This window comes from Rhodopirellula baltica SH 1 (assembly GCF_000196115.1).
Taxonomy (GTDB): Bacteria; Planctomycetota; Planctomycetia; order Pirellulales; family Pirellulaceae; genus Rhodopirellula; species Rhodopirellula baltica.
This window is the reverse complement of record NC_005027.1, coordinates 4,645,913-4,668,878: the sequence shown is the minus strand read 5'-3', so window position 1 is coordinate 4,668,878 and position 22,966 is coordinate 4,645,913. Positions and strand designations below refer to the sequence as shown.

Annotated in this window: 16 protein-coding genes and 1 tRNA gene; 10 read left to right on the top strand and 7 right to left on the bottom strand. The window is 54.6% G+C overall.

Annotation, left to right across the window (positions count from 1 at the left end; all coding sequences use genetic code 11):
- Positions 1–32 precede the first annotated feature (32 nt).
- From RB_RS17955 to rho, 3 genes are all read right to left on the bottom strand, one after another.
- Positions 33–1,466: an L-serine ammonia-lyase gene (locus RB_RS17955; protein WP_164922176.1), complete on the bottom strand. Its 1,434-nt coding sequence runs from the start codon at positions 1,464–1,466 to the stop codon at positions 33–35.
- Between the two features lie 117 nt (positions 1,467–1,583).
- A tRNA-Ser gene (locus tag RB_RS17950) sits at positions 1,584–1,666 on the bottom strand.
- 52 nt (positions 1,667–1,718) lie between these two features.
- On the bottom strand, positions 1,719–3,053 hold the full coding sequence (rho, locus tag RB_RS17945; protein ID WP_007330229.1) for a transcription termination factor Rho: 1,335 nt from the start codon (positions 3,051–3,053) through the stop codon (positions 1,719–1,721).
- Positions 3,054–3,895: 842 nt separating this feature from the next.
- On the opposite strand from rho, the gene RB_RS17930 reads away from it, so the two are divergent.
- From RB_RS17930 to RB_RS17885, 10 genes are all read left to right on the top strand, one after another.
- Positions 3,896–5,515 (top strand): SPFH domain-containing protein, encoded by a 1,620-nt coding sequence (locus RB_RS17930; RefSeq protein WP_231845751.1) that lies wholly within the window; start codon positions 3,896–3,898, stop codon positions 5,513–5,515.
- Complete coding sequence (locus RB_RS17925) at positions 5,512–7,104, top strand: SPFH domain-containing protein (protein ID WP_007340030.1); 1,593 nt, start codon at positions 5,512–5,514, stop codon at positions 7,102–7,104. Before RB_RS17930 ends, RB_RS17925 begins: the two co-directional genes overlap by 4 nt.
- Positions 7,105–7,380: 276 nt before the next feature.
- On the top strand, positions 7,381–8,424 hold the full coding sequence (locus RB_RS17920) for an AAA family ATPase (protein WP_007330234.1): 1,044 nt from the start codon (positions 7,381–7,383) through the stop codon (positions 8,422–8,424).
- Positions 8,425–8,427: 3 nt separating this feature from the next.
- Positions 8,428–9,303, top strand: coding sequence for a DUF58 domain-containing protein (locus RB_RS17915; protein ID WP_007330235.1), 876 nt, complete (start codon positions 8,428–8,430; stop codon positions 9,301–9,303).
- A gap of 41 nt (positions 9,304–9,344) precedes the next feature.
- Positions 9,345–10,346 (top strand): hypothetical protein, encoded by a 1,002-nt coding sequence (locus tag RB_RS17910; RefSeq protein ID WP_164922928.1) that lies wholly within the window; start codon positions 9,345–9,347, stop codon positions 10,344–10,346.
- A complete protein-coding gene (locus RB_RS17905) occupies positions 10,343–11,416 on the top strand; it encodes a vWA domain-containing protein (RefSeq protein ID WP_011121996.1) in 1,074 nt (357 codons plus the stop codon). Before RB_RS17910 ends, RB_RS17905 begins: the two co-directional genes overlap by 4 nt.
- A gap of 2 nt (positions 11,417–11,418) precedes the next feature.
- Complete coding sequence (locus RB_RS17900; protein ID WP_164922174.1) at positions 11,419–13,554, top strand: VWA domain-containing protein; 2,136 nt, start codon at positions 11,419–11,421, stop codon at positions 13,552–13,554.
- An 8-nt stretch (positions 13,555–13,562) separates the two neighbouring features.
- Positions 13,563–16,523 carry a BatD family protein gene (locus tag RB_RS17895; protein ID WP_231845749.1) on the top strand — a complete coding sequence of 987 codons (2,961 nt, stop codon included), beginning with the start codon at positions 13,563–13,565 and terminating at the stop codon, positions 16,521–16,523.
- 10 nt (positions 16,524–16,533) lie between these two features.
- On the top strand, positions 16,534–17,652 hold the full coding sequence (locus RB_RS17890) for a DUF1349 domain-containing protein (protein WP_011121993.1): 1,119 nt from the start codon (positions 16,534–16,536) through the stop codon (positions 17,650–17,652).
- Positions 17,653–17,849: 197 nt separating this feature from the next.
- The gene (locus RB_RS17885; protein ID WP_011121992.1) at positions 17,850–18,947 is read left to right on the top strand and encodes a DUF1349 domain-containing protein; all 1,098 of its coding nucleotides are present in this window, start codon (positions 17,850–17,852) and stop codon (positions 18,945–18,947) included.
- Between the two features lie 199 nt (positions 18,948–19,146).
- Here RB_RS17885 and RB_RS17880 read toward each other — a convergent pair whose 3' ends face one another.
- The 4 genes from RB_RS17880 to RB_RS17865 are packed head-to-tail and all read right to left on the bottom strand — an operon-like array spanning position 19,147 to position 22,966.
- Positions 19,147–20,064, bottom strand: a complete 918-nt coding sequence (locus tag RB_RS17880; protein WP_007332287.1) for a dihydroorotate dehydrogenase — start codon at positions 20,062–20,064, stop codon at positions 19,147–19,149.
- A gap of 6 nt (positions 20,065–20,070) precedes the next feature.
- Positions 20,071–20,727: a phosphopantothenoylcysteine decarboxylase domain-containing protein gene (locus RB_RS17875; RefSeq protein WP_011121990.1), complete on the bottom strand. Its 657-nt coding sequence runs from the start codon at positions 20,725–20,727 to the stop codon at positions 20,071–20,073.
- Positions 20,724–21,164 (bottom strand): tellurite resistance TerB family protein, encoded by a 441-nt coding sequence (locus tag RB_RS17870; RefSeq protein WP_011121989.1) that lies wholly within the window; start codon positions 21,162–21,164, stop codon positions 20,724–20,726. Before RB_RS17870 ends, RB_RS17875 begins: the two co-directional genes overlap by 4 nt.
- Positions 21,161–22,966 (bottom strand): sigma-54-dependent Fis family transcriptional regulator, encoded by a 1,806-nt coding sequence (locus RB_RS17865; RefSeq protein WP_007325003.1) that lies wholly within the window; start codon positions 22,964–22,966, stop codon positions 21,161–21,163. The genes RB_RS17870 and RB_RS17865 overlap by 4 nt, the downstream gene beginning before the upstream one ends.

Here is a 22,966-nt window from a genome sequence, read left to right as displayed (position 1 = left end):
GGAAGGCGGCGGATCATGTTGTTCGTGGAGAGTTAACATTCGCTGATGTTGACGGCCAAACCGCCGCGGGAGGTCTCTTTGTAGCGAGCTGACATGTCGGCGCCTGTGCGTTTCATCACCCGAATGACACGGTCAAGGGAAACGAAGTGCTTGCCATCTCCGCGGAGCGCTAAGCGACTTGCGTTGATCGCCTTCACTGCTCCCATGGCGTTGCGTTCGATGCAAGGGACCTGAACCAAGCCTTTGATCGGGTCGCACGTTAGACCCAAGTTGTGTTCCATTCCGATCTCGGCGGCTTCTTCGACTTGGTGGGGTGTTCCGCCCAATGCTTCGGTTAAAGCTCCGGCGGCCATCGAGCATGCGACGCCCACTTCGCCCTGGCAACCAACCTCTGCACCGGAGATTGACGCGTTTCGTTTATACAGCGATCCAATCACCGCCGCGGTCAGTAGAAAACGTTCGATGGTTTCGTCGGTGACGTTTGGGCAAAAACGTTGCAGGTAGTGCAGCACCGCGGGGATGATTCCCGCGGCGCCATTGGTCGGCGCGGTCACGACGCGCCCACCGGCGGCATTCTCTTCATTGACCGCGAGTGCATACAGATCGACCCAGTCCAAGACGCACAGCGGGTCGCGATCCAGTGGTTCGCTACGTTCGGTCAGTGTTTGAAACAAGTCTGGTGCACGTCGTTCGACGTTCAGTCCTCCGGGCAAGATTCCTTTGGTTCGGCACCCTTTCTCGACGCATTCTTGCATCACTTTCCAGATTCGCTGAAGTCCCTCACGGATTTCTTCGGAAGTTCGAAATGTTAGCTCGTTTTTGAGGGCGAGCTCGTGGATCGAAATCTGATGCGTGTCGCATTGATTCAGCAGCTCGCTGGCTGATGTGAATGGGTGAGGCACATCGGAGGAGCAATTCGTTTTTGTGTTGTCCTTTTTAGAATTGCTGGTTTGTCCTTCGCGGATGATGAAGCCACCGCCAACGGAAAGGTAGGTTGCTTCGATTGCGGCGGTCTGGCTGTCGATGTCCGTGAATGCAGAGAACCGCATCGTGTTGGGGTGCATTCCTTTGACTGTTCGACGATGCAAGATCAGATCGGTTGATTCGCAAAAGTCGATTGGCCGTTCGCCGTTGAGCAGCAACCTTTTTGATTCGCGGATCGACGAAAGCTTCTCGCCAATAGTTTCGGTGTCGATTTGGTCGGGGGTTTCGCCCAGCAATCCCATCAACAATGCGACGTCGGTTTGGTGTCCCAGACCGGTCAGCGCAAGCGAACCGTAGAGATCGATTTGGACCCGCGAAACGCTTTTCAGCAGGTCGGAATCATCGAGCTCGGTGAGGAAGGCTTCCGCAGCCCGCATTGGGCCCACCGAGTGGGAGCTGGAGGGGCCGATTCCGATTTTGAACAGGTCAAAAACGCCAAAGTACGGAACCACAGTGTCGACGGATTCAGCGGGGCGATTCACGAGGATGAGCTTCCTGTTCGATGGACGCAGCCACGGCACGAGGCCGTGGTGCTGGGCGAAAGCGGGCATCAAAAAAGCCCCGTCAAAACCATGTTCTGACGGGGCTTTTGGGCTCAGCGGAGGACACGGGACTCGAACCCGCAGCCCCTTGCGGGGTACCTCAGTTCCAGTGAGGCCGCTCACCAATTCGCTTATCCTCCGTAGCGGATCAGCAGTTTCGTTGATCCGCTTGTTTTTGGCAACCATGCCTGATCAGGCGAGTTTCGCGCCTGAGATCAGCTTCAGGAAGCCTTCATTGTCCTCGAACCGACCAAGTTGCTTGGTCAATTGTTCCATCGCGTCGACAGGGTGCATCTCACTGAGAGTACGTCGCAGCATGGAGACGGTTTCGTAGGTTTCTTCATCGAGCAACAGTTCTTCGCGGCGGGTGCCCGACTGCGAAATGTCGATCGCAGGATACACGCGCCGGTCGGCGAGGCGTCGATCCAGGATGACTTCCATGTTACCGGTGCCTTTGAACTCTTGGAAAATCGCATCGTCCATTCGCGAATTGGTGTCGACCAAGCAAGTGCCGACGATCGTGAGCGAGCCACCTTCTTGGAACGCACGTGCGGTTGCGAACAATTTCTTCGGAACATCCATGGCTCGAATGTCCAAACCACCAGTTCCCGTCGCACCACCGCGGCCGGATTTGCCGACCCACTTGTTGAATGCACGGGCCAAACGGGTGATTGAGTCGAGCATCAAGAAAACGTCTTGACCCATTTCGGCCAATCGTTTGGCTCGATCAATGACCAGTTGGCTGAGTCGAACATGGCTTTCGATGTCCATGTCCAAGCTACTGGCGATCACTTCGCCACCCTTGATGCTACGTCGCATGTCGGTGACTTCTTCTGGTCGTTCATCGATCAGCAAAACCATCATCGTCAATTCGGGATGGTTCTGAGAGATGCCTTCAGCGATGTGCTGAAGCATGATCGTTTTCCCGCTGCGTGGCGGTGCGACGATCAGTGCACGTTGTCCTTTGCCAAGCGGTGCCAGCAAGTCGATGACTCGATTGGTCAGAGGCAGCTTGCCGTGTTCGAGCTTAAGAGGTTGCTCGGGGTTGATTGGTGTTAGTTCATCGAAGCTGGCAACGTCGGCGTAAGACTCAGGCGACATGCCGTCGACATCGAGGATTTCTCGAACCCGAGGCCCTTGCTGTCGCTTAGCCTGCTGCACCATGGTTTTGAGAATCAGGCCCTGCCGGAGCCCGAATTTCTCGATCATCGTGCCGGGCACGAATGGATCGGTGCGTTCGCGAGAGTAGTTGTTTTTGGGACTGCGAAGAAAGCCGTAGCCATTGGGGTGCAGTTCCAGGATGCCGTCCCACTCTTCGAGTGGTGCATCGCTTACGAAATCGGCTGGTTCGCCATTGTTGCCACCACCGTTTCCGCCTCCGCCACCGCCGCCACCGCGACGCCGACGTCGTGAACGTGATTTTCCACCACCGCCTTGGCCACCACCGCCACCTTGGCCTTGGCCCTGACCGCCATTTTGGGAACCAAAACCACCTCGACCACGCGGGGCACGTTTTTTCTTCGCCATCTGTTATTCCTGTTGTCGTTCGCAAGCATCCCGAAAGGGATCAGCTTGGTTTGTCACGCTCGAACAGATCGAAAACGATCCGAACCATGTGGCAGAAGCCCATGGCGGTTTCCAAGCACCAACTCGCTTTGACAACCAATCAAGAGTAACCGCGTTTGAAATACGAGGTCTTGTGCGTCGAGGGTTGCGGTAACACCAACAACGCGACCGTTGGACATTGCTTGTGAGTCAAACTGCGTCTGAGCCAAACTCATCGCGACAGGCAATTCCTTGCCGTGGGGAGATTCCCGTTGGACGAATCCATGACTCGCCATGAAACATCACCGACTTGGGCGATACGAAACAAATTCAACCCAATGTCGAATTCACTTCTTGCCCGAATGCGGATGGCGACCCAATGGTCGTGATTCAGTTGCACGAGGGTTTACCTGAGTCACGGCAAAAATACCACAACGCGGGAGAAACCGGCCTCGCACCACATCGAATCATTGGGGGGCCTGAGGAAGGGGGAACGTTTGCGACATCAGCGTTTCGATGTCTGAACCACCCAACTTTCGACCGAACTATAGGCTGAATTGAGCTTGTGTCAAGTGAGTTTCACCCCGCTGCCTCGGTATGGCCACGAAGAAGCCTCTATTTCGCACGAAATGGCTACAAATGGGCGGGGAAAGTGGCCTGGAGATCGAAACGTGGTGTCATTTTGATCGCTTTTGGGTTAGCGAGCGCCCTGCATGCTAGCTTTTGGCTGCCTGGGCTCTCTGCTTGGTCATTTGTTCATATCGTTTCAGGTTTTTCCCATGGAATCCTCCTCGAATTCCAACTCTCCACTGAATTCGCCCGCAATGCGTCGTCTGTTGCGACAGGGCTTGATCGGCACCGCCGGTCTTGGCTTGCTCGCCGCCGGATTGCTAGGCGTGATTTGGTTTTACATGTTCTGCCGCATCGAAGTACCCAGTGGTCACATTGCGGTGTTGCTGAAGAAAACGGGCAGTGAAATCGAGAACTCCACCGAAGTCGTCGCGGAAGCTGACTTTGGCAAGTTCAAAGGCTTGCAGGAAAAAGTGCTGACCGAAGGTCGGTATTTCTACAACCCATGGAATTGGGATTGGGACATCGTTCCCCAAGTCGAAATTCCCGAGAACCGTTTGGGTGTTCGCATTCGCTTGTACGGCGATGACTTGGGCTACGGCAACTTGATTGCCTACGAGCCCAACCAGAAAGGAATTGCCGCGGAGGTGCTTCGTCCCGGTCGTCACCAATTGAACGCGGTTGTCTACGAGGCGGGGCAGGAGGTTCCTCGTTACCGAGACAATTTCATCGAGCTGGTGGAATTGCACGAACCGATTGTGATCCCCGCTGGGTTCAAAGGAGTCGTAACCTTGCTGTCAGCTCCACCCGCGGAAGATCCAAATCAACTTCTCGTTGAAGAGGGCAAACGTGGTGTTCAGGAGAAGACTTTGGATCCCGGCGTCTACTACATCAATCCCTATGTTCAGCGCGTGAACTTAGTGGATTGCCGCAGCCAACGATTCAATCTTTCCAATGGCGGCGAAATGGGGTTCCCCAGTCGTGATGGATTTTGGGTTCGATTGGACGGTCGGATCGAGTTTCGAGTGGATCCAGAGCGAGCCGCAGAAGTTTTCGTGACCTACAACGATTCCGGCAACGATGATGGATACGATGCCCGGGTCGAAGAAGAGATCATCGAAAAAATCATCTTGCCCAATGCACGTTCGTTTTGTCGTCTTCGCGGAAGTGATAACTCCGGCCGCGATTTCATCTTGGGTGAAAAACGATTGGCGTTTCAAAAAGACTTTCAGCAGACGCTGGGTGAAACCTGTCGCCAACAAGGCATCGAGATCATCCAAGCTTTGGTGACTCGCATCTCACCGCCACAGCAAATCGCGTCGCCGGTTCGTGATCGTCAAATTGCGACACAGCAAGCTCAGCAATACGTCAAAGAGATCGAGCAGCAAACCAGTGAGCAGCAGCTCAAGATCGAACAAGAAATGGTCAAACGAAAGGAAGCGTTGGTCGAAGTTGACCGAGAGGTCATCAAGCTGACCACCGAAGCGATGCGGCAACAAGAAGTCGCGGTGATCGAAGCGGAACAAAGAAAGAAGGTCGCTGAGGTGGAGTTGGCGGCGGCGAAGGACCAGTCCGAAGCCATTCTGGCACAAGGCAAGGCAGAAGCCGAAGTCATCGGATTCGAAAACGAAGCGGAAGCCGCCGGGTGGGTGAAATCAGTCGAGGCCTACAACGGCGAAGGTGATGAGTACGCCCGCTGGGTGATGCTTCGCAAACTAGCCCCGAGCTATCGCCAAATGATGGTCAACACGGCTGACAGTTCGCTGATGAACATCTTCAACGAATTCAACGAGGAGTCATCCAATGACAAGGATCCGCCAACCGCTGAATTGAACAACCCATCGAATCAAGACCAATCAGGAGAATCAGAATGAGCCTTCGCCGTCATAAATCTTGGATTGGTTTAGCGTTCAGTGGTCTGTGGATCCTGGGCGGTTTGTATTTCGCGTTTTTGTGGTTCTTTTGCCGCGTCTATGTTCCCGAAGGACATAGTTTGCAGCTTCGATACAAAGGGCCATTGGTGTTGACGGCTCCCGAAGCCGAGCCCAATCGATTAGCCGGCGACGGTGAGGTTGGCGTGCGCGCGAAAATGATGGGGCCGGGCCGACATTTTTACAATCCGATCTACTGGCAGCGAAATGTGGTGCCAGACACGGTGATTCTTCCCGGCGAAATCGGTGTGGTGACTTGCAAGGTTGGCGAGAGCTTGCCCAAGGGGGAATTTCTCGTCGATGGTGATTTGGACGGCGACAATCAAGCGACCCAGCGAGGCATCTTGCGAAAGGTCTTTGGTCCCGGCCGTTACCGTGCCAATCCATACGCGTACGAATTCAAAATTGTCAAACGCGAAGTGAAGCGATACGGCAACCAAGAGAAGAACAGCGGTTGGGTTGAAATTCCAACGGGATACGTCGGCGTGGTCACATTGCAGACAAACAACGAACAAGCCGGTTTGCAAAAGGGTGTTCAGTCGAAGGTGTTGCAGCCGGGGTTGTATCCGGTCAATCCGAACGAGCAACAAATCGACATCATCAATGTTGGCTACAACGAGTCCAGCATTGAAGTTCAAAAGCAAGTCGATGCTCAAGGCAACCCAATGCATGACGAACATGGTGAGCCACTGGCGACACTGGACACGGGAATCAATTTCCCCAGCAACGATGGTTTTGACATTCAATTGGACTTCTCAGCGATTTGGGGCGTGATGCCCGAAAACGCTGCCCAAATTGTTCGCGTCTTTGGCAACTTGGACGCAGTGGAACAGAAGGTCATTGAACCTCAGAGCGAAAGCATCTGTCGCAACAATGGTTCCAAGATGGGAGCGATTGAGTTGCTGATCGGTGAAACTCGTGAACAGTTCCAAACCGATGTCAGCGAAGATTTCCAAAGCGTGCTGTCGGAAAAAGAAATCTCGATGCTCTATGGCTTGGTGCGACACATCTATATCCCCAAGAACGTTCGTGAACCGATCCAAAAGGGATACGTCAGCGACGAACTGAAGCTGACCCGCGATGAGGAAACCAAGACGGCTCGGATCGAGGCAGACTTGCGAGAAGCGGAACGCAAGGTCGATTTGGAAGCCGAGCGAGTTCAGGTGGACACCGAACGATTGCGTGCTGGTGTTTTGGCCGAAGGCGAAAAGAAAGCCAAAGAGATCGCTGCCGAAACAGGGCGTCTGATCGCACAAATTGACCGTGAAACGGCAGAGTTGGACGCTCAGCGATCGGTCTTGCTCGGGCGTGCCTCGGCGGAAGCCAAGCAAATGGCGGCCGAAGCCACGGCGGACAAATTTCGGTTGGCGGTGCAGGCGTTTGGATCGCCCAGTGCTTTCAATAAGTGGGAGTTTGCTGAGCAGTTGCCGACGTCGCTGGATTTGAAAATGTTCTACGCCGGCGAAGGCACCCTGTGGACCGACCTGGAAAGTGTCCAGCCGACGCTGCCTCTGAAGTCCGCTCCAAAGTAGCGGCCCACGCCGGGACTCGCCCGGTTTGACTCATCTCGGTGGGGACTTCGGTTCCCACCGTTTTTTGGTTGCTGCGGGACACTTCGCGTCGCGTACTCTGCGGAAAGTTGGGGCTGAATCACCTCTCGCTTCCGACCGCACCAACCGCCACCTTGTCGCGTACTGCTGTGGACCGGCCCGGCGAGATGGGTATCTTCGTTTGGATCGGACGCCCGAGTTCGTTGCGAGACTTCGCCGGTCGGGCACATTTCACGTTGTCCTTCCAAGCAAGTTTCGATGAACGAACTGAACGAACACGCTGAGTTTTTGTCAGACGCGGAGCTTTCCGAAGCTGCGAAGCAACAACGGCACCTGACTGAACGCATCGCTCACGCCAGCAGTCCCTTTCGCGAAATCGTGACCCAGATCAATCACGTGCTGGTGGGGCAAAGTCATCTTGTCGACCGCATGCTGATCGGCTTGCTGACCGGTGGGCATCTGTTGATCGAGGGTGTGCCCGGATTGGCGAAAACGACCGCGGTGGCGAGTCTGGCCAAAGCGATCAACACCGGATTTCAACGCCTGCAGTTCACGCCAGACCTTCTGCCAGCGGACTTGATTGGAACTCAGGTCTATCGTCCGCAGGATCAAACGTTCGTTGTTCAGAAAGGACCGATCTTTTCGAACTTGGTGCTCGCAGACGAGATCAATCGCGCTCCAGCAAAGGTGCAGAGCGCTTTGTTGGAAGCGATGCAAGAACATCAAGTCACGATCGGTAGCGAAACATTCCCACTGCCCGAGCCGTTCTTGGTGATGGCGACGCAAAATCCGGTCGAGCAAGAAGGCACCTACGCGTTGCCGGAGGCTCAAACAGACCGATTCATGCTGAAGGTCATCGTCGACTATCCCAACCGCGAAGAGGAGTTGCTGATTCTTCGTCGAATGGGAAAGACAGGTACAAAGTTGGAAGTCGACGCGGTTGCGTCGCCGGAAGATATCTTGGCCGCCCGAACGCTGCTCGACGAAATTCGCGTCGACGAGAAGGTGGAGGGTTACATCGTCGATCTGGTGATGGCGACCCGTCGTCCAAAGGCTTACGGGTTGGAATTGGATGGATTGATTCAGTTTGGTGGTTCGCCGCGAGCGACGATCAATCTGACGCTCGCAGCCAGGGCGGCCGCATTTTTAGCGGGACGAGCGTATGTGCTGCCGACCGACGTGCGTTCGATTGCGTTGGATGTATTGCGGCATCGTGTGATGATCACCTACGAAGCCGAGGCGGAAGATCTGACTAGCGAATCCATCGTGCAGCAAATTCTTGATCACATTCCGGCACCGTAAGCGATGACTCCCAGCGAAATACTTCGCAAGATTCGTCGAATTCAAATTCGAACCAGCCACCGTGTCGACGAGATGTTGGCGGGGACATGGCATTCGGCATTCAAAGGTCGAGGTATCGAATTCGAAGAGGTTCGCCCTTACCAGGTCGGTGACGATGTTCGCACGATCGATTGGAATGTGACCGCTCGCCAGGACGCACCCTTCGTCAAGCTGTTTCGTGAGGAACGCGAATTAGCGGTGATGTTGATGGTGGATTGTTCTGCTTCTCTGGACTTCGGGACGCAATCGCAAACCAAACGCGAATTGGTGACCGAACTGGGAGCGACCCTGGCGATGTCGGCAATCAAAAACAATGATCGAGTTGGTTTGACTCTGTTTAGCGAAGACGTTGAAAAAAGTTTTCCCCCACGCCAAGGTTCACGTCATGTGCTGCGATTGATTCGCGAAATGTTGACGCATCCATCCAGTGGATCCGGAACCGATGTTGGGGCTGCGCTTGAACATTTGCAGCGGACGGCGAAACGAAGGACCGTCGTTTTTTTAATCAGCGACTTCCAATCCAAGGACTACGAGAAATCGCTTCGCGTCGCTTCTCGAAAGCATGATCTGATTCCTGTCGTGGTCACGGACGTTCGAGAAATGGAGATGCCCGCGGTCGGTTTGGTTCCGCTTCGCGACAACGAAACTGGTGACATTCGGTGGATCGATACCTCCAGTCGCAAGCATCGTGAACGGTATGCACAGATGGTTCAGCAACGAGAGGAGCAGCGTGACGCTTTGTTTCGACGTTATCGAATGGAGCCACTGCACTTGAGAACCGGAGAAGACTTGGGTGAACCTTTGCGTCGCTACTTCCATCGACGGGAGAATCGACGATGAGGATAAAAAACGCTATGAGCCAAAGACGCAGCCCCCAAGTGATGTCGACACGATGCAAATGGATTGCAGCCCTGCTGTGCGTGGCGACGACGACCGCTGCACGCACCGATGAGATTGTTCAGCGGCAAAGCGATGGTCCAATTGAACTTGGACTTCGTGTGTCCGATTGCGAAACGCTGATCGCAGAACCCCTGCAATTGGAGTTGGAGGTCGTCGTTCCGAACGAGTTGCAAGTTGTCCTGCCTGCGCTGGACGAGTCTCTTGGCGATTGGGAAATCATCGAGAAAGAAGTCCGAGAAGACTTGCCTCACGTCGAAGCGGCAGGTCCCAACATGCGTCGATGGTGGATGCGATTGACGCTTGAAAGTTTGAGAACGGGTGAGGTCATCATTCCGGGTGTTGATGTTCAAACGTTACCAAGGCAATCAGAGAATCGGCGTGAGGATGATGCCATCGATTGGGACAAAGCCGGATCTCTTGTGACTCAGCCAATATCCATCAATGTTGTCAGTGTTCTTACGGAAACTGCTGATCCAACAAAGCCAGAGCCGATTGTCGATGCAATCGCGTTGCCGATGGAGCAAACACGTTCGAGGTCGTTGCTGCCCGGCGTCATTGTTGGTTTGATCGGAGTCTTGATTGCCGGAGCGGTTTTGATGCGCCGGATTCGATCTCGCGGTGAAGTGTCCAATGTGGATTGGGCGCGGCGTCAACTGACTGATTTGCGGTCCCAATGGCACAAACAGCGTCTCACGCCTGACGAATGCGCACTTCAGTTGTCACCGATCTACCGCAATTGGATTGGTTCGATGATGGGACGCGAATCGGCGGTCACATCGGACAAAGCTTCGGCTTGGCTGCGGGAGTCAGATCCGGCGGTCAATGGCGAACTACTGGCAATGCTGACTCGAGCGGACGAGGTTTCGTTCGCTGGGATTTCAGCGACTTCCACGGAAGTTGACTCCTGGCTCAGGCAATCTGACGACTGGTTGAAACAACTGGAGAGTTTACAAAATCGAATCACGCAAGAGGCAAATGCATGACCTTTGCATGGCCTCACGCATTTTGGTTGCTAATGTTGATTCCACTGATGGCATGGTGGATGTGGCGTCGCCGAGGCACGGCCTCCATCGCATTCAGTTCGGTTGCCGCGGTTGATGAACTTCCACCCAGTTTGCGGCAACGTTGGATGTGGTTGCCAAAAGCATTGACGCTGATTGCGTTTGCATTGTTGGTCCTTGCGCTAGCACGACCACGCGAAGGACGCGAACAGACGGTCTCGCAAACTGAAGGGATCGCCATCGAAATGGTGATTGACCGTAGCGGCAGCATGCAAGCGCTGGACTTCAACATTGACGGCGAGCCCGTTGACCGATTGACCGCGGTGAAGAACGTGGCCAGCAAATTCATCACCGGTGGCGAAGATTTGGAAGGGCGTTTCAGTGACCTGGTCGGTCTGATCACCTTCGCGGCGTATGCCGATGCAGAAACGCCGCCGACGCTGGACCATTCGTTTGTGGTGTCACGATTGAACCAAACGGAGATCGTCAGTCGGAGGGATGAAGACGGAACCGCAATCGGAGACGCGATCGCATTGTCGGTCGAGAAACTGAACGCCTTGGATGCGAGGCAGGAAAGAAAGGTGCAAAGCAAAATCTTGATTTTGCTGACCGACGGAGAAAACACCGCCGGGGAGTTGGATCCGGTTCAAGCGGCCGAACTGGCTGAGACGTTGGGAATCAAAATCTATGCGATTGGTGTTGGCACAACGGGGAAGGCTCCCGTGCCGGTCCGCGACCCGTTCACCGGTCGTCAACGGTTGCATTACATGGAGGTGAACATCGACGAAGCGACATTGCAGAAGGTGGCGGAAATTACCGGCGGCAAGTATTTCCGTGCGACCGACACGGATTCGCTTGATGCAATCTATCGCGAAATTGATCAACTGGAAAAAACGGAAGTCGAAACCCAGCAGTATGTCAGCTATCGAGAGCTGGCCGTTCAGTCTTGGTATTGGCGTTCGTTCACTGTTCCACCTGTCGTTGCGATGGCGTTTGTTGTCTTGATCCTCCGTTCGCTATTGGAACACCTTTGGCTGAAGGAGTTGGTGTGAATATGTCCGACATTCAATGGGGGAATCCCGAGGCACTTGCGTGGCTGATCGTCGTTGTGGGCATTGCGTTGGTGATCGGCTATGCCGGCATTACGCGGCGGATCGCTTGGAGACGCTTTCTCGGAACGGGCCTGGCAAACCGGTCCGCGAATCCATCGAGATGGAATCGTCCCGTTCGTTCATTCCTATTGTTGGCGGCGTTGGTGTCGATGGTTGGTGCATTGTCCGATCTGCGTTGGGGCAAGGCATGGGAAGAAGTTCCCCAGCGTGGAATCGAAGCGGTTTTTGTGCTGGATGTTTCTCGCAGCATGTTGGCAGAAGACGTTTCGCCAAACCGACTGGGAAGAGCCAAGCAACAAATCAAGGACATGGTCGATGAGATGCCGGGCGACCGAGTTGGGTTGGTGGTCTTTGCAGGCGAGACGCGGCAAACGCTGCCGTTGACTCGGCATGTGGAAGATTTCAAGCAAACATTGGACTCCGTTGGTATCCACTCGGTGCGTCGAGGCGGTTCGCGTTTGGGCGATGCCATTCGAGTTGCGTCGGATGCATTTTTGGACAAAACCACCGACCACAAAGCCATGGTGATTTTGACTGATGGTGAGGATCAAGAGAGCGATCCAGTGTCCGAAGCCAAGCGGGCTTACGAGGAACAAGGCATTCGGATCTTTACGATCGGTTTGGGCGACATGGATGAAGGCTCGCGAATTCCGAATGTGGATCCTGAATTGCCTCGTCGGCAGAGCGGTCGCTATGTGAAGCACAAAGGACAGACGGTGATCTCAAAGATGAACGGAGCCATCTTGAAGGAGGTCGCCACGCAATCCGACGGGGCTTACATCCCCGCAGGAACCAAGCGAGTGGATATGTCCGATGTTGTTCACGGATACATTTCAAACGTTGACAAAACGGATTTGCAAACGGCCACAATCAATACATACATTCCTCGCTTTCATTGGTTCCTCATCCCAGCAATTCTGATGCTGGTCCTTGATGTGCTGCTTCGAGGATGGCCTGACAAACAATCCGTTGGGGAGGATGACGTACCCGTTCGTTCCATCGAACCTCTTCACAAGAATGTCGCGAAAGTGGCGTTGGTTCTGCTGGCGGGAACACTGAACTGGGGTGGTGTGATACATGCTCAGGACGATTGGCGATCACGTGTGGGGACGATAACGCCGGTCGATCGCACCGGTCGCGAACAGTTCAACGAAGGCGTGGAGCACTTCGAGTCGCGAGAGTTGGAAGCGGCCGAACAAATTTTCGCGGATGCGGCGAGTTCGCTCGACACGGCTCTCGCCTTGCGGGCTCGTTACAACCTCGGGAATTGCCAGTATTTGCGAGCATTGGCGGGTATGCAGGTTGAGCCGGCCGCTGCAAAGGAGGCATTGGATGCTGCGATTGCGAATTATCGATCCGCGATTCAGGTGGCTCGATCCATGGATGATGCTGCGAAGTCAAACGAAGATTCGGTAGGTGACGTGGTGCGGCGAGCTCGCACGAATCTGGAATTGGCGTTGCGGTTGAAGCAGGAAATGGAGCGGCAGGAGGAATCGCAATCGGCACAGTCGGAGGACGAATCTTCCAAGGATGAGGCCAAACCCTCAGAAGACAACTCGTCCGAAAATCAACAGGATCAAAACGGAGAAGAACAATCGGCTTCGGGTGACCAAAACGAAAGTGAATCCGCGAGCGATGGAGCCGAGTCGCAAGAGAATGATTCGCAGGAATCTTCCGCTGGCGAGCAGCAAGAGAACCAGCAGCAAAACGGCGACGACGGCAACGAGAGTGAGTCGGCAGAATCCGAACAAGCTTCTGCCCAATCCGGAGATGACCCAAATCAGATGCCGGAAGAGGATTCAACGCAGGACGAGTCTACTGATGGTGAAACATCAGCCGACGATTCCAATGGAGCGGCTCCCGAAGGTCAGTTGCAATCTCAATCGGAAGGAACTGACGAATCTGAGTTCCAGGAAGGAGAAAAAAATGCGATGACACAACAATTGATGCAGCAATCAATGACTCGCGAGGAGGCTTTGAAGATGCTGCAGGCCGTTCGGGACCGAGACATGCTGCGACGTTTCGGAAGAGAACAACGCGAACGATCACGACAGATTCCAGTGGAAAGAGATTGGTGAGGTCGATCATGCAATCCATTGAATGTGCGAAGCTGAATTGGCAATGTGCAAACTCCGTTGTCCGACTGATTTTGGTGTTGATGTTCGGCGGTTTGTTCGCGTGTGCTGGCGTGGCAGACGCGGCGGACGTGACGGCGAAATTGTCGTCCAAGGAAGCGTATGTGGGTGCCTCCTTGACCCTGCAGATCCAAATTCAAAACGCGGAAAAGTATGAGCTTCCGGAACTGCCAATTGTCGAAGGTGTCGAAATTGTTCGCGAAGGGGCACCTCAACAAAGTAGGAAAGTAACGGTCGTCGACGGGCGAATGACGCAGGAACAAAGCGTTACGTTTCTCTATCGGGTGACGCCGACTGAAGCGGGGTCTTTTGAAATACCGACGATGAATATTCGGGCTGATGGCGATGTGTATCGGACCGAACCGATGACGTTCGTTGCCACGACGAGCGAAACTGGCGATCTGCTGTTTGTAGAGATCGAAGGCGAAGAAAGATCGGTGTACGTCGGTGAACCCATTCGATTGACGCTCAAAATTTGGCTTCGACCGTATCGGATGATGGACCAGGAATTGACGCTATCGGACGGCGACATGTGGTCCATGCGTTCTTCTCAAACCGAGTGGGGCGAATTCACGAAGGCGTTGGAAGAAATGCGTGGGATGAACCAACGTCCTGGTGGAAGGTCAGTTCTGCGCGAAGATCAAAACGGTCAATCTCGTGAATACTATTTGTATGAGGTTGATGCGGAGATTTATCCGAAGAAGCCAGGAAAGGTTGACGCGGGCGGTGTCGAAATCATCTTCAACTATCCCACCGAAATCGGCCCGGCATCGAGACGAAATCCACTTGGGATGGGATCGATGTTTGACGACGATTTCTTTCGCTCTCCATTTGGGCGACCGCGGTTTGCAGTGAAAAAGTCCCGGCCGATACGAGCGCAAGCTGAGATTGATTCAATTGATGTTTTACCCATTCCCACAGAAGGTCGACCGGATGGATACAACGGCGCAGTTGGCGAATACACCATCGTCACTCAAGCGACCCCGCAGTCGGTTGAGGCCGGTGACGCGGTCAAGTTGAAGATCGGAATCACCGGAGACGGGCCGATGGAGTTGGTGCGATGCCCTCCGTTGTCGACCATGCCAGAATTGACAGCAGATTTCAAAGTCTCCGACCAACCGCTGCCTGGTTTCGTTCAAGACAACATGAAGGTGTTCGCTCCAACGATTCGGCCTAAGCACGAAGGTGTCACTGAGATTCCGCCGATCGAGTTTCATTTCTTCAACCCGGAAACGGAATCGTTCGAAGTTGTCCGAAGCAAACCGATTCCGCTGCAAGTGCGAGCGTCGGAAACGCTTCAGTTGAATTCCATCGTTTCCAATGGTGATCGTTCCGTTGATCAAGACTCTGCGGACGGGGCAGGGCAGGGCGGTCAGGAGGCCAAGGATTCCTGGGCGGCTTCGCTCTGGGAAATTCACACATCCTCGGATGCTCTTGAGAATGTTCCGGTCCGGAAATCTCATTCGAGTTGGTGGTTGCTGACCGTGTGGCCAGGGTTGGTTTGGCTTGGTTTGGTTGTTTGGCAGAGTCGTGGCCGCTGGATGACTTGGTTGCCTGAGTGGAAGTCACCCGCGCAAAAAGCCGTTCTCGCAATGCAACAAGCTGACGACGAGTTCGCGATTGGGCAGGCCATGGCGATGTATTTGCACCGACAGTTTGGAAGCGATGAAGAATCCTCGAGTTGGTTGTCTGGGGTCGGTGGAGTGAGAGCAGCGGGCGGGTATGGATTGGCCGCGGAAGTGGAATCTTTCTTGGATCGTTGCGAACGGGAAGAGACCGCCATTGCTTCGGAGTCAACAACCACAATCAAGGAAATGCGCTCTCGCGGCATGGCATTGATCGAGCAGTTGGAGAGCTTTCGGCAGCAACAGCGCCCTTCGCGAAAGTTCCAGGCGAAACCCATTTCTGCTTTGCAGTCACAAAGTGTTGCGAGGATCTTGGCGTGGGTGCTGGCGGGAGCGTCCTTCGTGTCGGCGGGCAATGCCTTGGCAAGCGAAGCGGTGGAAGGCATGGCACTGGATCAGCCATCCATGGCGGTGTTGTTCCAAGAGGCCAACCAGGCCTACGAACGCGGGCTGCAGAGGCTCGAACAGTCTGAATCCGATGCCGCACCCAAGAAGGACTCGGCTGGCAAGGGGGATTCGGGGCAGGCGGCTGCCAAGGAGGAATTTTCACTGGCGGCCACTCGCTATCAAGCGTTGGTTGATGCCGGAGTGGAGAACCCGCAGTTGTATGCGAACTTGGGCAACGCTTGTCTGCAGTCCGGCCAAATCGGACGAGCGATTGTGGCCTATGAACGAGCGCTGAAGTGGGATCCGGAAAACGATTCCATTCGCACTCGTTTGTGGTTGGCTCGTGATCAAGTCAACGAGTCAACGGATCTTGCGTTGTCATGGATGTGGCAAGCACAGCGAGCGATTGCCCCGGTGTTGTTCCGTTATTGGGGTTCGAGTCATCTGCGGTGGAGCGTTGTCGGTTTCGCATTGGTCTTCTGGGCCATTTTGATCTTGCTTCGGCTCCGAACATTGGCACCCGAAACACGTCGCATGGCACGTTCGGCCGCGTCTTTTTTCGCAGTGGTGGCTTTGTTCGGCGGCGTCATGTGGTGGCTGGCAATCACCGGGATTTCGAAAGAATCAACTGGTTACATTGTCGTCGATCAGGTCACCGTTCGGACCGGCGATGCGGAGTCCTTTTCAACACTCGTGGAGTGGAGCGAGGCGGATGGTCGAGCAGTCGAGATCGCTCAATCACGAGGCGATTGGGTTCTCATTCGCACCCCGTCCGCGACAGGTTGGGTTCCTGCGGACACAATCGAAAGCGCTGACGCGACTTCCTCCTTCCACCAATTACCAACCTCGTTGGGTAGGTTAGGTATGTTAACGGGAACGGTTTTGTTTCCTTTTGAGTGAGTTGATCTGAATGTCATGCGAGCGCTTTCGATGTGAGATCTTCGTTATTACCTGGATTGCTTTGGGGGGCGGGGGCATTGGGTCCCAGTTGGTTGCCGATGAACCCAAACGCCCGTTAGTCGCGGAAGAGCCCGAGGTGTTGTTCGTCGATGAATTCGATGGGCAACTCAGTGAGCAGTGGAATCCAGTTCGACCGGATCCAGAACGTTTCTTTCTCAACAGTCATCCCGGTAAACTCACGTTGGTGACACATCACGGAGACATCGTTGGCGATGTCCGCAAGCGTCGGGCTCCGTTGGCAAAGAATCTGTTTCTGATTCCTAACCCCGCAGAAGGTGACGGAGATTTTGTGGTCACAACTTGTGTTGATTCGTTTCGTCCAACAATGAAATACCAGCAAGCCGGATTGTTGATCTACGATGGTGACGACAATTATTTGAAGTTCGATTTGGAATCGAACGGGAGCACGCCGGGTTTCAAGCACATCCGAGAGCAGGATGCCTTTCGTCTGTATGATACGGATCCGAAAATCAAACCTGCTGATCGCGTTTGGTTTCGGTTGGTCAAGCGTGGGAACGTTTACGAACGAGCCTACAGCACAGACGGCAAGAAGTTTGAGGTCTTTGGGGAGGCGGTTTGGGGCGATGGCAGCCCGCTGCAGGTTGGGATCATCGCGTTCAATGGACCGAGGGAAGCCGATGAGATTGAAGCATCGTTTGATTTTTTTCGTGTTCGAAAGTTGACGCGAGAAGAACGCGAGGATCCAGCGTATCTGCAACGTCAGAAGATTGCGGGTTCATGGAATGTGGTGAAGACGAGGGCCAGTGGTGAAGATTTGGTCGAGGGACCGATCTCGGAGTTTCGTTTTGATGGTGGCGACGTATCGTTTGTTATTCAGGGCGAACGCACCGAAGTGGACTTTATGCTGGACATCGAGTCCGAGCCAAACGGTTTCACGATGTCGTCTTTGACCGTTGGAGCAACGGATCCCGTCCACGGGAACTATGAGCTCAATGAAGACCAGTTGGTTTTGTGTCTGTCCTTGCCACCGGGGACTCCCGCGCCTCAGGAACTTGAATCATCACCAGGCGATGGCCGAATTTTGATGACGCTCAAACGTTCCAATTGAGGAACATTAAGCAGGTTGGCAGGTGTCATCGGGTATATTAGCCGCTTGGTGTTAGCCACGGTTTCCACGCACAACCGGGGCTTACGCCAAAACGGATCATTTATTTAGATCCACTCATTCCTGCGTACCAATGGCGAGGATCAACTTGGCTATATTGTCGGACGTCGTATTAGTTCCTTTTTGATGGGGTGATTTGAATGTCACGTAGGCGGTTGCGTTTTCGATTTGGAGTCATTGTTGTTACCTCGATCTTTCTTGGGACTTGGGTTGCTGGTTCTGACTCGTTCGCCGAGGAGCCCGATACGCTTTTCTTTGATGGCTTCGATGGGAAGGTCGATACCCTCTGGAATCCGCTGAGGCCTGATCCCGATCGTGTCTCACTGACCAGCCATCCCGGCAAGCTCACGTTGAAAACGCATTTTGGTGGTCTCGGTGGCAATGCTCTGACTCGTCGAATGCCACTGACAAGGAACCTGTACTTGGTGCCGAATCCAGTCGAAGGCGACGATGACTTTGTGGTCACAACCTGCGTTGAGTCTTTTCGGCCGGTCAAGAACTATCAGCAAGCTGGAGTGATGATCTATGACGATGACGACAACTATCTCAAATTTGATTATGAACACAGCGGAGCGGAAGCTGGATTCAAGCACATGCGAGAGAAGGACACCTATCGGCTGGTCGATACGGATGAATTCATGGAGCCTGCCGATCGACTTTGGTTGCGTGTGATCAAACGTGGAAACGTTTATGAGCGAGCTTTCAGCACCGATGGCGAAAAATACAAGGTCATCGGCGAAGCAGTTTGGGGCGATGGCAGCCCTCAGCAAATTGGGATCATGGCTTGCAACGGAGCGTTGCGGGACCACGAAATCGAGGCCCAGTTCGACTTCTTCCAAATTCGAAAACTGACAGCCGAAGAACGCCAGGACCCGGTTTATTTGCAACGCCAGGAACTTGCCGGTGCATGGGATGTGGTTTCAACCAAAGTGAGTGGGCAAGATTTACTTGAAAGCCCAATCACGGAATTCAATTTTGATGGCGGTAATGTTTCATTCGTGATTCAGGGTCAGCTCACGGAGGTGGACTACTTGCTGAACGTCGAATCCAAACCGAAAGGTTTCACAATGTCGTCTCTGACGGTGGGGGCCAAAGAACCGGTCAATGGCAACTATTCGATTGACGATGGTCAACTGATCCTGTGCCTGTCACTACCACCAGGCACCCCCGCACCGAACAAGCTGGAAACGCTCGAGAATGACGACCACATATTGTTGACCCTCAAACGCTCCCGCTAAAAAGGTGTCAGGTACCTTTTTGGCAGAATGGGTGATTTGTCGGCAGGGGGGACCTTGTTTGCGCCGATGCCAGAATGCGTTTGAGGAGTTTCAGCGACGTTCATCGGCGACTGTTTATTCGGCGAGCTTAAGCCACTTGGTGAAGGGAAGTCATGCAGCAGTTTCTTGCCTATCTTCCCAAAAAGGTACCTGACACCTTTTATGCGAGGGTGCCGACGATGTCGGAGAGGTTTGTGGCGTTGAGTTCCTCGAGAGCGGCGGGGAGTTGGTCGATCAGCCGCATGGAGACCGTGGGGTCGTAGTAGTTGGCGGTGCCAATTTGCACGGCGGAGGCTCCCGTGACAAGGAACTGCATCACGTCGTCAATGTTGGCGACGCCACCGATTCCGATGATCGGAATGTCGACGGCTTGGCGGACTTGATGCACGCATCGCAAGGCGATCGGCTTGATCGCGGGGCCGCTGAGTCCGCCCATGCCGTTGCCGAGGATCGGACGACGTTTCTTCCAGTCGACCGCCATGCCGAGGACTGTGTTGATCAAACAAACCGCGTCAGCGCCTCCGTCTGCTGCACCTTGAGCGATGTCAGCGATGCGAGTCACGTTGGGTGTGAGCTTGGCCAGGATCGGCACGTCGCAGGCATTGCGTGCGGAGGCGACGACTTCGCGGCATGATTCGGCGTTGGTGCCAAAGTCGATTCCGCCGCTGACGTTGGGGCAGGACAGATTCAATTCAATCGCTGACACGCCATCGCACTGACCGACTCGGCGAGCGAGTTCGGTGAAGTCCTCGACCGTTCGCCCAGCAACGCTGACGATGATGGGAGTTCCGAGACCAGCCAAGTACGGCAGGTGGTGTTCGAGGAAGGCGTCCACCCCATCGTTGTCGAGCCCAATCGCGTTGAGCAAACCAGCCGAGGTTTCGACGGTTCTCCAGGGTGCGTTGCCGATGCGTGGTTCGGCGGTGATGGTTTTGGGCAGAATGCCGCCGAGACGAGGAAGGTCAACAATGCCTTCCATCTCGCGAGCGTACCCGAACGTTCCTGATGCCACCAAAATTGGGTTGGGGAGCGTCAGGCGACCGAGTTTCGTTTGCAGATCAGTTTGCGTGGTGGTCATGAGGAGTCAGGAAGAAAGCAGGCGGTGATGAATTTGGTGAAGGAGTCGCTGAGCGACATGTTCTTTGGTGCCGCGAATGTGTTCGATCACGTCGCCGGACGGATCCAACAGTTCGACTTGATTTTCGCTGGAGTTGATTGCTTCAGGACCGTTGCTGACCATTAGATCGCAGTGTTTGCGTTCCAGTTTGACGGTGGCGCGAAAGCGGCGGTCATCGGTTTCGAGTGCAAATCCGACGACCCATTGGTCATCCCGTTTGCTTTGGCCGAGGGTGGCGATGACATCGGGCGTTTCGATCAATTCCAATTGAAGCGGTTCGCCGGTCTTGGACAGTTTTTGAGTCGAGACATGTCGAGGCATGTAGTCGCACGGTGCCGCCGCACCGATGGCACCGTCGCAGTCTTTGAAAGCCTCGCCGGCGGCCTGCAGCATTTCTTGCGTGGTTAGCACGTTGATCAGTTCGACACCCTCGGGATAGTCCACCGAGACCGGGCCTGAAACTATGACGACATCATGTCCGAGTGCTAACGCGGCACCGGCAAGTGCGGCGCCCATTCGGCCGCTCGACGCGTTGGTGAGATAGCGAACCGGGTCGAGGTACTGCCGAGTCGGTCCGGACGTGATCAAGATGCGACGACGAGAGGTGGAGGTAGCGTCTGTCACGTAGAGCGGCCCAGTTCGAGCTGAACGGATTGTATCAAGGTCTGCAGTCGTTGTCCGGTCAGTCCCATTTTCGCGGCAGCCAAAGCGAACAGTCGTTTCTCAGCTTCGACGAATTGACCGTCGGCCGCCATCATGCGGATCAAATCCTTGAGCAATGACTCACGGACATCGGGCTCGGTCGGCAAGTGCAATTTGGCACTGTCGCTGATCCCAAACGCGAGAGCAGCCTCGAGTTCAGATTCGTGCAACCCCAGTTCTTCGCAACGCTCAGCGACCAAGTGGACTTCACGGTGGCTGAGTGAGCCATCGGCAAACGCCATCACGACCAAATTGCGAAGATGTTGTTTGCGTTGGTTGCAGGCGTGATCGTGGTCGGACGCGATTTCGTTCGCGGTTTTGGATTTTTCAGGATCGGGGGCGGGCGATGAATCGCTCATCGTTCGATCTCATATTCGGTGATCTTGCGATACGCGGTCGCTCGGCTGATCCCGAGTAACTTCGCGGCTTCGGGCACGCTGCCATCGCAACGATTGAGTGCCTTTTCGATCAAACGCTTTTCCCAGACATCAATTCGAAGCGTATCGATCTGAGTCAGCCCCGCGTCGCGAAGGCCAAGGTCGTCTTCTTGGATCATGGGCTCGTCGGCCATCACGACAGCGCTGTCGATGACGTTGCGCAGTTGGCGGACGTTGCCTGGCCAAGCGTAGTTTCGCATCCGCTCGCGAGCAGGATCGCTGAGTGACAATTTGGGGCGACCATGTTGGCGAAGGAAATGGTCCAGGAAGTGATCAATCAAAATGTCGATGTCTTCGCCGCGTTCGCGAAGCGGTGGCACAACGAGTTCGAACACGCTGAGTCGATAGTAGAGGTCTTCGCGAAAACGGCCGTCGCGGACGAACTCGGTGAGGTCTCGGTTGGTGGCCGCGATCACACGAACGTCGACGCTAACTTGCTTCGTCGCCCCGACCGGAAGGAACGGGTGACCTTCCAGGATCCTCAACAGTTTGGCTTGTCCTTCCAGGCTCAGTTCACCGATCTCATCGAGAAAAAGCGTGCCCTCATTGGCTTGTTGAAACAGACCGTCGTGATCGTTATCGGCACCGGTGAAGGATCCCTTTTTGTGACCAAACAACTGGCTTTCCAGCAGGTCACGAGGAATCGCGGCGCAGTTGACGGTCAGCATGGGGCGATCGGTTCGCGTCGATGATCGATGGACAGCGCGGGCAACCAATTCCTTGCCCGAACCGCTCTCACCACGAACCAGCACCGAACCATTGGCGGCACCGACGCGTGAGATCCGCTCTTTGAGCCGCAACATGGATTTGCTGCTGCCGATCAATTCGCCTTGGTCCGCATTTCGATCAGCGATGCGTTGGTTTTCCAATCGCAGGTTCTCAGTCAGTGTTGACTGAGCGATTCCTTTTGTCAGCAGGCTGCCTGCACCCACGGTCAGGTCGAACAAACGTTCGTCGTAGGCAGCACCGCTGCGATGCAGGACCAGCACACCAAGGGAAGTTTCGCCATCTAGAATCGGGACCATCATGCAGGCGTCTTTGCCTGATTTGCCATTGTTTTCGGGAGGGTCGCTGATGTAGGGCTTTTGTTCGTTGCTAACGTGACGCAGGCGACCGCGATCAAGTTTGATCGGTTGCGAATCCTTGGGGAATTGTCGTCGGATCTTCCACCGACCATCGCCTAAGTCAGCGACAAGCGTCACGGTTTCGGATGCGGTACGATCCAGCAACAACTCAAGAGTTGTATTGATGACTTCGTCGGCACGTTTGCCGCCCAGCAACGAGAGGCTGAGTTGGTAAAGGTCCAGCAGATCATCGGGGTGATCGACCAGTTGGCCTGGTTCTCGAACGCGATCGGGTTGGCGAGTGCGATAGGACTCGAGTTCTTCGTAGACGGTTTGTGATAACGCGTCTTCGTTCAGCGAGTCTTCGTCGAGATTGATCATCTGCATGATCGTTTTCCCAATGACGACTTGCGTGTCATTGTTCAATCGAGCTGTGCTGACTTTTTTTCCGTTGACGAGCGTACCGTTGCGGCTTTCTGTGTCGCGAAGTTGCCAGTTGTGGTCTTCGTAATAAATGACCGCGTGGAATCGACTGCTGTTGGGATCCGTCAACATGATTTCGCAGCCCGCAGCGCGTCCGATGTGCATCGGGCGTTCTGGATCCAAAGGGAATTGAGTTCCCTTTTCGTTGCCGTCTTGAATGGCGAGGTAGGCGACCAT